6 protein-coding genes are annotated in these 13,193 nt (G+C 65.2%); 1 reads left to right on the forward strand and 5 read right to left on the reverse strand.

Translation table 11 applies throughout. The features are described from left to right. Nucleotides 1-51: 51 nt before the first annotated feature. The 4 genes from eccCa to OHA42_RS32720 form a co-directional block, all read right to left on the reverse strand. Entirely contained in the window at nucleotides 52-4,080 is a 4,029-nt protein-coding gene (gene eccCa / locus OHA42_RS32705) for a type VII secretion protein EccCa (protein ID WP_406231655.1), read from the reverse strand. After that, entirely contained in the window at nucleotides 4,077-5,630 is a 1,554-nt protein-coding gene (eccB, locus tag OHA42_RS32710) for a type VII secretion protein EccB (protein WP_406231656.1), read from the reverse strand. The genes eccCa and eccB overlap by 4 nt, the downstream gene beginning before the upstream one ends. 393 nt (nucleotides 5,631-6,023) lie before the next feature. Then, nucleotides 6,024-7,736: a type VII secretion AAA-ATPase EccA gene (gene eccA / locus OHA42_RS32715; RefSeq protein ID WP_406231658.1), complete on the reverse strand. Its 1,713-nt coding sequence runs from the start codon at nucleotides 7,734-7,736 to the stop codon at nucleotides 6,024-6,026. A 972-nt stretch (nucleotides 7,737-8,708) separates the two neighbouring features. After that, the gene (locus tag OHA42_RS32720; RefSeq protein WP_406231660.1) at nucleotides 8,709-9,650 is read right to left on the reverse strand and encodes a C40 family peptidase; all 942 of its coding nucleotides are present in this window, start codon (nucleotides 9,648-9,650) and stop codon (nucleotides 8,709-8,711) included. Between the two features lie 178 nt (nucleotides 9,651-9,828). On the opposite strand from OHA42_RS32720, the gene OHA42_RS32725 reads away from it, so the two are divergent. Beyond that, the gene (locus OHA42_RS32725) at nucleotides 9,829-10,905 is read left to right on the forward strand and encodes a hypothetical protein (protein ID WP_406231662.1); all 1,077 of its coding nucleotides are present in this window, start codon (nucleotides 9,829-9,831) and stop codon (nucleotides 10,903-10,905) included. A 338-nt stretch (nucleotides 10,906-11,243) separates the two neighbouring features. On the opposite strand, the gene OHA42_RS32730 is transcribed toward OHA42_RS32725, so the two are convergent. Continuing rightward, nucleotides 11,244-13,157, reverse strand: a complete 1,914-nt coding sequence (locus OHA42_RS32730; RefSeq protein ID WP_406231663.1) for a type VII secretion target — start codon at nucleotides 13,155-13,157, stop codon at nucleotides 11,244-11,246. Nucleotides 13,158-13,193: the final 36 nt, after the last annotated feature.

Raw genomic sequence — 13,193 nt, forward strand, 5'->3', positions numbered from 1 at the left:
TCATTCCCAATCTTGGGAACGTGACTCGATACACAGGCCCCGCCGCCACGGTCAGTCCTGCGGCGGCGTCCACGCGGACTGGACGAGATCCTTACGGGAGCGCAGTGGTTCAACGAAGATCCCTCGGCCGACCGGCTGCTTCATCGGCTTCACATCGCCGATCAGGATGCCGTCGAGCCTGGACCCGTCCATGATCAAACCGGAGGAGTTCACGTTCTTCATCTGACCGAGCACGTTGTCGTACAGCGCGGTATCGGCCTGTGCGATATTGCGCGCCACGACGAGATGCAACCCGATGTCCCTGCCGTCGATGATGACGTCCTTCAACGCATCGAGCGGGTTGAGCATGCTGCGCTGCGCGACCATGTGATAGTCGTCGACGACCACGAAGATTTCCGGACCGCTCCACCACGAACGGTCCTTGAGTTGTTGCGAGGTCACCCCGACCGGAGCACGCCGACTTCGCATCTTGGCGACGAATGCGGGCAGGCCATCGATGATGTCACGCTCGGTGGTCAGATAGCCGATCAGCTGTTCGTCGTCGATAGCGTCCATATGTTGTCGTCGGTAGTCGACAAGCAGCACGCGAGCCTGGTCCTTGGTGAACTGCCGACGGATCGACTCCAATATGGCGGCGAGCACCGTCGACTTTCCCGACCCGGACGAGCCGACCACGATCATGTGGGTGGAAACGCCGAAATCGATGGTGGCGGGGGCGAGGTCGGACTCCCGCACACCGAACGGCACGCGAAGTCGTTCGGCGAGCGTGGTCGGTTCCGGCAGGCCGACACCGATCTCGTCCAGCGTGATCTGAGCGGGCAGCAGCCGCACTTCAGGAGCCCGACGTCCGACGAGCGACCGGCTCAATTGCTCGATCGTGGCGGCGAGACCCGCGGAGACCGACTCGGCGTCACCGACACCGTCCACGCGTGGCAGCGCGGTGAGCATGTGCAGCCCTTCGGCCGAGAGACAGCGGCCGGGTCGGTCCGGCGGGATCGCGGCAATCACGTTGCGGTGCGTAGGGAACACCGTGTCGGTGAGGTCGCCGAGCCGCATCTCCAACCGGGTCTGCACCATGTCCTTGATGTTGGGGCGCACCGCGGCCCAACGTGAACTGGTGAGCGCGATATGCATGCCGTAGTTCAGGCCTTGCAGCGCGATCGACTCCATCACGGGCATGTAGTCGTCGTAATACGCTCCGGTAGGGGCGAATCCGAGATCCCATCCGTCGATGACGACGAAGACATCACCGTGCAGGTCCCCGCGCGCGGTGAGCTCGGCCGATTCTCGTGGCGAGTTCCTGCGCCGCCGGAACTCTCGCATCGAGTCGATGCCGAGATCGCTGAACAGTGACTGTCTGCGGGCGAGGATGCCGGACAGCAGTGCGAAGGTGCGCCGGATACGATCGCCGTCGCGTGGCGTCGCGATCGAGCCGACATGCGGCAGGTTGCGAAGCCCGGACAGACCACCGGAGAAGTCGAGACAGTAGAACTGCACCTGTTCGGGAGTGTGGGTCAGGGCGGCGGCCATGATCAGCGTTTGCAGCGTTGTCGACTTTCCCGACTGTGGGCCACCGACGACCGCCAGGTGTCCGCCGGCGCCGGACAGATCCACCGACCACACGTCCTGTCGCTGTAGCCGCGGCTTGTCGACGATGGCGAGTGGCAACTGCAACGATCCCGGCTCCACCGAGCGGATGAACTGGTCCAGGGTGGGCGGCATCGACAGCGGCGGCAACCACATCGCATGCGCCGGCCGGCCGTGACCCGCCAGCTGCTGGAGCACCGTCTCCATCACGGTCAACGGATCGCCGTCGGCGCTGTTCGCCTCGGGAGCGATCGGTTCGGGCTCTGGCGCGGGCGCAGGTCGCACCTCGACGATGTGCCCGGCGGTGAACCGTTGCGGCGGGCGGTAGCCACCGCCGGGCCTGCGCACTCGCTGCGCCGTCGCCGTCGCCGTCGCGGCTTGGACGGGGGGCGCATAGGGCGAGCCGACGTAGGCAGCCTGAAACCGCTGCAGGTCACCGGAGCCGACGCGCAGATAGCCCGATCCGGGCTTCTTCGGCAAGTGGTAGGCGTCCGCGGTACCGATGGCGTCACGTGAGTCGCTGGTCTGATTGGTACGCAACGCGATTCGATACGAAAGGTGTGCCTCCAGCTCACCCATCCGGTTCGCGGGGACCTTCTGCGAGGCGAGCAACAGGTGGATACGAAGCGATCGACCGAGGCGGCCGATGGCGACGAACAGCTTCGAGAAGCCTGGATGCTGCTCGAGCAGTTCGGCGAACTCGTCGAGGATGATCAGCAAGGTGGGCAGCGGCGCCAGGTCCGCGCCCTGTTCACGGGCGCGCTCATAGTCCGCGACGTTGGCGAAGTTGCCCGCGTCGCGCAGAATTCGCTGCCGCCTGCCCATTTCGCCATTGATCACGTCCTCCATACGGGTAACGAGATCGGCCTCTTCTTCCATGTTGGTCACGACGGCCGTCACATGGGAAAGCCGGTCGAACCCGAGGAAGGTCGCGCCACCCTTGAAGTCGACGAGCAGCAGGTTCAGCGTGTCGGGCGAATGCGTGGCGACCGCCGAAAGTACCAGGGTGCGAAGGAATTCCGATTTGCCCGAGCCGGTCGCGCCGATGCACATGCCGTGCGGGCCCATGCCCTCCTCGGCGGATTCCTTGATGTCGATATAGACAACGCCGCCTGCCGGGTCGTACCCGAACGGGATGTTCAACCGCGCCCTGTCGCTGTCGCGGCGACGCGGCCAAGTCCGTTCGGGCCGGATATCGCCAGGGTCGGTGACGCCGACCAATTCCTCCCATGAGGTGCCACCGCTCGCCTGCTCGGCGGCAACAGCCTCGACCACGGTGGAGAGCCGATATGGAGAAATATTGCGCGCGAGTCCCGTTATGGCGGACGCCGACATCGCGTCGGCCAGACCGACACGCCGCAACCCACGTACCGCAACCTCGCTCAGCGAGCGATCATCGGAGACTACGAACTTCAATGCTCGTGGCAGGCTCTGCTCTGCAGGTCCGAGCCGCAGCCAGGTGCAGCCATCGATACCCGAGATATCACGCTCGGTCGCCGGTCCAGTGGCATCGACTATCAGTAGATAGTGGGTGCGATCCAGCGTTGGCTGGGAATTCGCGGAGAACGGTCCGCGGTTGAGGCCCGCCAAGACCTTCGTTCTCAACTCGGCGACGGTGCGATAGACCATCCTGCTCGACCCGATCGCGTCGGTCTCCGTTGGATGTTGGGTGTGCGGCAGCCATTTGAGCCAGGACCATTCGGGACTATCCGGATCCGACAGCACCGCGGCCACCGCGACCTGATCGGCACCGTGCAGCACCACGACCTCGGCGATCATTGCGCGCACCAGATCGGCGACGGCCTGCGGGTCACCGTCGATGCCGACCTGCGGAGCCGACAGCAGATTGATCGCGACGGGCATGCCGCCAACGGTGGAGTAGGCCTTCGCGAATCGAGTCAGTTCGACTACACCGACCGGATCGAGGTCGGTTGTCGGTGCGGCCTCCGGCACGATCACGCGCACCTGGTTGGCAATCCGGCCCCGGCCGACCCGGACCCGCAGGAACTGCGGGCTCGCGACCTGCACCTCCCACATTCGCTGGCTCCCGATCAGTCGCGAGATCCCGTCAGGGCCGGGGTGTGTGTAGCGCAGGAACTCATACAGCTCCGCTTCCGCCGCGTGCACGGTCTTGCGGTTATCGGTGATGCTGCGCAGATAGTCTTTGCGTTCCTCATTGAGTCCCGCCGCGCCACCGCCGTTACCCCCTGCGCCACCGCCCATCATGCCGAACATCGACACCAGCATCATGGCAGGGAACATCATCGTCATCGGCGACATGCCCCCACCACCGCCGCCGCCGCCGCGGAACATCATGACCATCATGCCGCCCATCGCCGCCACCATGACGACCGGCATGATCATCTTGATCCGGGACGGCGGCACCGGCTTGGGCAACTCGGTCGGCGGTTGTAACCGCAGCTCGGTGACCGCAGGCGCTTTAGGGCCGCGCACCATTCGGGCCGGGCGTACAAATCGACGGGTACTTGTCACGATCCACCACCTAGTCCGGCAACTGTCTGGTTCGGCGGGAGGCCGTCATGCTGAATCCGGGCGTTGTCCATCGACAACGCCGGGCCGACCGCGAACAGCGAGACAACACTCCATGGCGCCGGCACTGGTGCACGCAGCGCAAGCGCGGTGAGGGTCTGATCTCGGCCGCCGTCGGCGAGATCCGCGTCGATGCCGTACCGAACGCCGCTGTCGGAGATCCAGAACAGCGCTTCACGCAGTGGCGAACCAGGTTCCGCGCCGGTCACCTGTACGAAACGACCGGTGTCACGCGGCAAGTACGCCGAATCAGCCGTGTGCCCTCGAGAGGTTTCGGAGTTCACCAGGTCGACGGCCCGACCCAGCTCCTCCTTTTGCAGCGGCAGCTGCCTGCCGACCAGGAGTTCGGTGGCGGCATTCGGGTCGGTGCCGGTGCGCGACCAGTGATAACAGGTGACCTCCGACCGCCCGGGGTCGACGACCTTGATCGGCCGCGACGGGTAGGTCGCCGTCCCAGGCCATACGCCGGGGCGCAGGTTTGCCGCGATCACAGCGGGCCCGACCGTTTGGGTGGAGGGGGATCCCTGGACGTCGGCATTGCGGATCATCGACGCCAGCACGGCAGTCACCCGAACCACCCCCGACTGCGAGACCAGGTAATAAGACGCTCCCTGATCCGGTGTCGACATCGTCAGCACCGAGCCGACCAGCACGGTCAGTCCAGTGCTCAGCGTCACCGTTTGGCCTGCGCCCGGCACATCGGGCACCCGCAAGGGCGGTACTTCCGGGATCGCGTTGATCAAGCCTTTGGATACTGCCATCACCGGGCTGGTCGCATCGATGCCCAACGCCAGCGCGACCGGTGAATTGGACAGCTCGATCGCCGCGCGCACGACACCCTTTTCGCTGTCGTCGTACACCAGCCACGTGGTGGTGTCATCGCGCAGCAACCGGGCCTCGCCCTCGGCGAGCAGCCGGTTGGCATCACCGTCGACCACGAGCGGACCACCGATCGCGGTGGTCCGCACCGCGGACCACCGCAGTGTCGGCAGACCGGTCTGCGGGTTGATCGGGGCGGCCGCGCCGGTCTTCGCGGTATCGCACACCGTCCACGACGAATCTCTTTCGTCGGTGTCGGCAATGCTGCCCGGTGCACCGGGAATACCGACCCACGGGCCACGCGGATACTTCGACAATTCGTCACGTGTGACAGGTACGGGCTTGTCCGCGGCACCGATGACGAGCCGCGCCGAGGTCAGGTTCAGCGCCGGATACAACCGGTTATTGACGCGAACGAACAATGCGCCGGTGTCCTTCTCGGACAGGATCTTCGAATCGCCGATCTTCTTGGCCGGCTTGAAGAAGGCCATGACGGCCGACCCAGCGATCGCGACACAGACAACGGCGATACCGATCGCCAGCGCGGTGGATCGACCGCGCTGCGGGTCGTCGACCATCGAGGCGTCGCGGCGGACCAGCGCGTGTTCGATCCTGCGGAGCAGAAAGCGCCAACCAGAAATCTGGTGTTTGGTTACCACCCGGAAGCGTGCCACCGGTTTTCGTTCCTTCCGCCGACCTGACGACCAAACCTATCCGTCAGCTACCACGCACCGACGATGCACCTTCCCAATGTTGGGAACTAGACGCCTTCGGTCGGATGTCCGACCGGTCACATACCCGCGAGTTGCCGGATACCGCGGGCGATTTTGCACCCATAACGTCGTTGCCGGGGCCATCGGACCGCATCACGCGGCTGCACTCTCCGCCGGAACATCGGAAGGCACGTCCAAAACTGCGGCCGCGCGGACGGATGGGCGACAGCGATGTGGGTGAGCGCCAGGGATTCGTTGGAACCGGGCAGACGATGGATTCCGCGCCGCAAGCGACACAGCGCGGAATCCGCGCGCCGATGAGTCAGGACATTCTTCGACAGAGCGACTGGGTCGTCACACCCGTGCGGTAGGCGCCAAACCGTCCAAGGCCGCGGTGATGTCGAAAGCATCGATCGTCATCAGTTCCTGGTCGGTCATCGACAGGATGTCCGCGTTATCCTTGGTGAAGCGGTAATCACGTTCGGCCTCAGCGGATTCGATCACGTTGCGCACGAAGCGACCGTTGCCTGCCAGGTCGATCAGTCGCCTGCCGTTCTTGGTCTGCGCCGCCAATTGCTCGCAGCGGAGCCGGAGTACCTCGCGCGCTTCTTCGGACAGGATCGAATCCTTCTTACGCGCAATATGATCGGCGATCTGCACCAGCTCGTCGGCACCGTAGCTCGCGAAGCGGATGCGCTTGGTGAACCGGGAAGCGAGACCGTCGTTGGATGCGAGGAATCTGTCGATTTGATCCTCGTACCCGGCGATAATCACGACCAGCTTGTCGCGATCGTTCTCCATCCGCGCCAGCAGCGTGTCGACCGCTTCTTTACCGAATGCATCGCCGCCGGAGAGACCTTCCTGGATCAAGGTGTACGCCTCGTCGATGAACAGCACGCCGCCGAGCGCGGAGTCGATCAGCGCGTTGGTCTTCGGCGCGGTGTGGCCGAGATGTGTGCCGACCATGTCGTTGCGCGAAACCTCGATCACGTCGGCATTTTCGACGACGCCGAGCCCGGCGAAGATCTTGGCGATGACACGGGCGATCGTGGTCTTACCCGTCCCGGGAGGGCCGGAGAAGATCAGATGCTGCGACCGCGAATCCACGGCGAGCCCGCGCTTGGCCCGGACCTGATCCATAAGCACGCCGGACTTGAGCCGATCCACCTGCTCCTTGACCGAATCCATCCCGATCTGCGCTTGCAGCAGATCGGAGGCTTCGGCCAGTTGCGCGTCACGTTGCACCCGCGCGGCCGAGGCCGCGGCCTCGGCGGGATCGTCACCGGAGGTCGGGTCCCATTGGTTGGTCCTCGACGCGATGACATCGGGCGTCGCGACCTCGAGCTTGTAGGACTTGTCCCGTACCGCGCGCTGCCATTCCTCGCGTTCCTGCCACAGGCCAGAACCTTGCAGTCCCTTGAGGATCTTGTCGGCGGCATCATGATCGCCGTTCTGCCGCAACAACATTCCGAGCAGGAAATGGGCGTCCGCCCACAGATAGGACAGGCTTCCCGAGGAGCTGTCCTCGACGATTCGCTGGGCACGCGGCATGGCCTCGCCGAAGCGACCGAGATGGGCAAGCGCCTGGGCTGCCATCAGCTCGGCCGCAATATCGAGCAAACCGTCTTCGAGCGACGGTCGCGCGCTTCTGGCCGTGAGCACGTCCGACCAACGCTTCGTCCGGAAGAACAGCGACGTCCGGACGAAATGGGAGACGTCGTCGCTCGGCACCTCATCGAGTATGGCGACGGCTTCCTGCCATTCGCCACCCTGGGCATACGAGCAGGCCTGAGCAATCGCAATCTGATCGCGATCCGCCATGGCGACCCGCAGCCCGTACATGCCGATCTCGACCTGACACCACAGCGCACGGTCGACGAGCCCCGCCCGCTGCTGGTCGCGATAGAGATTGTGTACAGACCGGTAGGCGCCGTAGATCACCTCGGAGGTGACCTCACCTGCCATCGCGCGCCCGAGCCAGGCATCGCACATATCCGGATCGAGGTCGGTAGCCGCCCGGAACGCCGCGGACGCATGGTTGTCGTTGCGCACGCCCCCTGCGACCAACGCCAAACTTTGAACCCCTGTGTAGAACGCGTCCTCGGCCGCTGACAATTCGGGTTTCCCTTCCGCCGATTTCGCCTGCTCGAAGGATAGTTATCGTCGGCCACGACCAGACCGCACGCTGTCCCCATTGCTGGGAAGAGGCGTGGGATCCCCCTGCAGGTCGGCCGCCGCCCACTCATACAACATCTTTGAACGTGCCGTCACTTGACGGTATGGTTCGCGGCAGGTCGCAGGATTCCCCGTCCGACGACCACTTCCGGCGGCGGCTGGCGGCCGCGATCCGGCCGCCAGCCGCCGCGAAGGGCCTGCATACGAATGCAGTCACAATTTACTTACCGCTAATTGAGTGCACACCATTGAACGTTCCGTCGTTATCGGATATCGTTGATGACAGATCGTTCGGTCCCTCATCCCAGACGATCTAGCCAATAGCAGCGGCCGGTAGCGCCGGCACGCCACCGGCCGCTGCTGGGCGAATTCTTCCGACTCTCGGAATCCGCGCTCCACAGTCGCTCTCCGTAGCCTTCAGGAGCCTCGATACTTGTGCATCCCCACTGACGAGAAGCCCACCGCGTCCGCCATCGTCCGAGTCGTCGCACGCTGGAATCGGCATGTCAGACGCTCGTTCAGCAATCTTTCGCGGTAATCCCACCGTCGATCACCCAGCACACCCAGGGTGGCAAGTGCCGTGGAAACCTTTTGCCCCCGTGTGCATATCGCGGGCCTTGCTCGATTCGACCGAATGCGTCGGAAGTCGGCTCCGCACCGCCGCATCATCTTGGCCACCCGCAGTCGGGGCCACCGCCCGCTCGCGGCCGAACTCCCGATTGCGGCCACCGACGCCGCCGGCGGCCGCGGCGTCGCTCGCGAAGGTCCACGGACCGCCTGCCGCTCTATCGGACTGCCCGAGCGCGCTATCGGGGCGGGCAGCGGACCTTCCTGCCTGCGCCGCACTCCACCACGGTGATCGGCTCAGAGCACCCGTACGACGACAGCGTCGCTGGGCATACGTGAGTATTTGACCGTCGAACCGGAGTAGGGTGCCTCGATCACCATGCCGTTGCCCGCGGCGAGCTGAACATGCTCAGGCCCGCGACTACTGAACGAACTGCCGGGAAACACCAGGTCGCCGGGCTGAACGTCGTTGGGGTGCACGCGAACTCCGCTGTAGATCTGGTCGTAGGTGGTGCGAGGGAGCACCACCTCCCCATTGGTCGCCTGGGCGATCGCGTACTGGGTCAGACCCGAACAATCGAAGCCGCCGCCACTGGGGCCGCCCGCACCGCCACCGCCCCAGATGTAGGGAGTGCCGAGCCAGGCTTTGGCAGCACCGACCGCGCTACCACCCCTCGTGCCGTCTGATGGCGCGATGGCGCGGCGCTGCAATCGGGATGCTGATCGCGAACGACTGCGACCGCGACGGCGCGATGTCGTTCCGCGGCGACGGGCCCTGGACTGCGGTGCCGCGGGGGGCATGATTCGCGCGGCCTGCTGGTGCGCCGCGGCGACATCCGCGTTCACCCGTTTGGTCGCGTTGGTGAGGGTGTTCTGTGCGGCATCGAGCAAGGCAGGACCGCTGAACCTGGTATCGCCGACCGCGGCGATCGCCTGCATCCGAGCCTGGAGATCGGCGATCTGATGGTTCAGGCGATTGCGACCGTTGACCGTTCCGTCGCCGGATTCCGCGACCGCCTTGATGGCGACACTCTCTTTGCCCGAATGCGTCTCGGCAAGTGAGGTGTGCATACCGCGCGCGTCCGCATAGGAGGTCATGCCCTTTCCCGACAGCGCGCTCGTATCAGCGGCGGTCACCTGGTACGTCGCATTCTGGCCTGCTTGGGGCTGGCCTTCGCCGTACAGCCCGAGTAGCGCTTGCAGGACCCCGTGCAGGTCGCCCGTCAGTTCCGGTGCCATTCGACCGACTCGCCTTCGCGCATCACCGACCGCCTCTCCCATCGTGCTCGGGCATCGTGTCGCCGACCCGAATCCGGCGTCTTCCCCATCGAAAGGATTTTGCATTCAACTATGCAGACTCCCCAGCCTCGGGAAGCCCGGACAATAGGGAGGAACTCGTGAGAGGCGGTGTGGACGCATGGCAACGAATGCGGTGAAAGCTGCTGCCGACAAGAGCGCGAAGGCGCAAAAGCCCGCCACGCCGAAGCACTATTGGAAGGTGGAACTGGTCCGTCCACCGGGCGTGTCAGAAGGCGTGACCGCCTACATCGCCTTGGCCGAAGGCGCTATTCAAAACGCGGTAGACCTGCTCGGCAGGGGCGTGCCGAAGCCGCCGCCCGATGTGACAGACCTCCTGCAGCCGGCCGTATACAAGACACTCAGCACAGGCGAGGCGACCGAGGCGTACCAGAAGATCATCGACACCGTCGAGGCCACGCAGACGTGGCTGCTGATGGAGGACGCCAAAGTAATCAAGACGTCCGTACGCGTTGCCGCCGAACAGAATATGACGCTGAAGGGTATCCAGCGTATTGTCGCGGATCTCAACACGCACCTCAAAGCCATCGGAACGGCCAAGCTGAAGGAGCCGCAGGATACGGCGGCCCTGCTGAAAGAGATCGTCGAGGCCATCGAAGCGGTGTACAAGAAGGTCATGGCGGTCGCCGAGCTCAACGAAGACATCGCCAACGGTGGTGACAAACCCACCCCCACCCCTACCCAGCCGAAACCTCCCACGCCCGGCACCCCCACCACTCCCGCAGGAAATGGCGGAGGCGGCGGCGGTCCGAGCATTCTGGACCAGTTGATGCCGATGCTCGGGATGCTTCCGATGATGGCGATGCCACTGGCACAAATGATTCCGGAAATGATGAGGAAAGAGGAAGAGGCGAGGAAAGAGCGCGAGGAGGAGCAGAACCGCAAGCCTCCTGCCGCTGCCGCTACGCCACCTCCGGGCGACCCCAACACGCCGTCGCCGGCCGAAGCGGCCCCGCCGGTCACCGCCGCACCGATCGCAGCCGAGGGCGACGACGCCGGACAGAATCCGGCTGCCTCCGGTATTTCAGCGACCCCGGTCTCGCTGATGAGACCCGCCGCTCGCTCCAAGAGGCGGACGGCGGAGCAAGCTGGTTCGGCCGAAGGCACGCAACAGCAAGCCGATGACGATGAGGTGGACGGCGCGGCTGTGGACGCGCCACTCACCGTGGACGTCTGACCGAGCGGAATAACCTGGCATCGGCCGGGCCTCGGATTCAGCCGACTGATTACCGGCGCTATGCACGAAATCGGTTCGGCATCAGGCGATCCCATCGTCTGAAGCCGAACCGATTTCGGTGCGTTGCGGAATCTCGCGGCTATCGGCCGTTCTTTGGCGATAGGCATCCTACGGGCTCGACGCCGTCAACGAACTCAGTGTGCTGCTCGGAGGATAGCGGCTTACCCTTGTTCTCCGCGGGCGGCCGACGCCAACCAATGCCTCGGCCGCCAGGGCTTCCCTCGACGGTCGAACGCCGAGCGGCCCCTACTCCTGTTCCCACTCCGACAGCGGGCCTCTCACGGTTGTTCTGGCGCAACCACACGCGGTACGACCGGTGGCGGCCCCGCAGGCGCGGCAACCGCGCCCGAGGGCGGACCGGCCGTGACGCCGGAAGCCGTGACCGCGCCGGGCACGACAGCCGGACGAGAGACATGTTCGGGCGCTGCAGTGGAGACAGCGGCGGGAGTGTCGACGAACTGCGGATGCTCGACGATCTGTTCGTGTGCGTACACGGCGTCGCGCAGGCTCTGCCTCGTCGATTCCTCCGCAAGCAACAACACCAGCTCGTTGCAACGACGGTCGAACACCATGGCGCGCAGCCCCGCGACCTCGGTGTCGACCCGCAACTGACCGACCTCCACTCGACCGACGTCGACCCGCTGCGACAGCATCGAGGCCGCCAACAGATCGTCGGCGTCACGCAATTCGTCCCACAACTGTCGCGGCACGCTCATATTCGACTGCACGGCCAACAGAATCCGCTCCCGCAGCCGTCGCGATTCGAGCGCGGCGGCGGGCGCGGCCCCCGAGCGCTGCAGGCGGGCGGTGGCGTCGGCCGCCAGGTCGATGCACGTCGCTCGGAGTTGCGAATCCTCGACTGCCGCAACTTGTTCCAGCGCAGGCACGGAACCGGTCAATCCTAACCGATCGGCCGTGTCCGGCGTGAACTCGCGCAGATCGACGTCGTAGACCGGAACGACGAGTCCGTCCATCGCGGCATCGGGGAACCTGGTGCGCAAGCCAGGATCGATCGGCCCGGACGACACGAGTGCCGTCAAATGCGCGTTCGCCTTCCCACCCCAGGCCAAGCCGAACTCCGCAAGCACTCGTGCCGGGTCGGAGACGCCTTCCCATGGCGATGCGTTGCCTTCCGCGTCCTCGCCGAGTAGTTCGTCCCACATCCATGGTGTGGATACCTCACGGGGCAAGAACAGCTTTGCGGGCATCCACCCGCGACCTTCGTTCGAGGTGATGAAGACACCAACGCCAGCGGGGCCCCGCATCACCGATACCGCCCAGGTCATTCCGACCGGGGAGTCCACGGCCGCCAGGACACTACCGAGCAAGGTCCGAGCCAGTACCAGATCGTCGTTCACCTGATCGCCCACGACGTAGTCCGGCTCGGCCTCCTTCTCCTTCGCGCGGGCGACCGCTGCACCGAAGGGTGTTATCGGAGCGCCGACCGCGAACGGCGGAACCGGCGGCTGCCCATCGGAGCGGCCGTTCGCGCCCGCCGACGACGGTGACAACGCACCGTCTGTCTGGCCGTAGAGCGGCGCACCTGTTGCGGGAAGAACACCGCCTCCCGGTGCGGACACCGCGCCCGCACCAGGCGAAGTCGACTCGGCACCAATAGCTCCCGAGTTGTCCTCGTCGCCGGCGTCCGGTCTGACTGCACCGACGGTTCCGGCACCCGGTTCCGCAGCATTCGGATCCGCTCCGGCCGGCTGCCCCGCTCCGGGCGTGGCCGCATGCGAGGTACCGTCGGGATCGCCGACCGAGGACGGGGCGCCGGGTGGCGATGTCGCCGGTGAGATCGGTGCGTTGGGGTCGGCACCGACACCGGACGGCGGCGGCGGTCCGACTTGCGGCGGCGTCGCACGCGGCTGGTCGAGATCCGGATCGCCGGCGTTGCGGATCATCCGACCGATCTCTTTGTCACCGTCTTCGAAGCCGGCCGCGGCCTGGCGTAACTGTTTCGCCGTTTCAATGTGCTCGCGCGCGAGGGCTTCGCCTGCCCGCTCCCGAGCTTGGTAGTAATTGTTGAGCGCCTTGTAGACCGGATCGGCGATCGGGCCGTAGGTCGAGGGGAAGCTGGCGAGCCAGTCATGGGGCGGCTTCGACCACGCGCGGGTATCACTTGCGACCCTGTCATGCTGAAGCGCCAGCTGTCGCAGCACCTCGGGATCGATATCCGTCAAGTCGGGCATGCGTGATCATGTCCTTTCCGCCAATAACATCTTTCA

It is taken from the genome of Nocardia sp. NBC_01009, from assembly GCF_045208035.1.
Taxonomy (GTDB): domain Bacteria; phylum Actinomycetota; class Actinomycetes; order Mycobacteriales; family Mycobacteriaceae; genus Nocardia.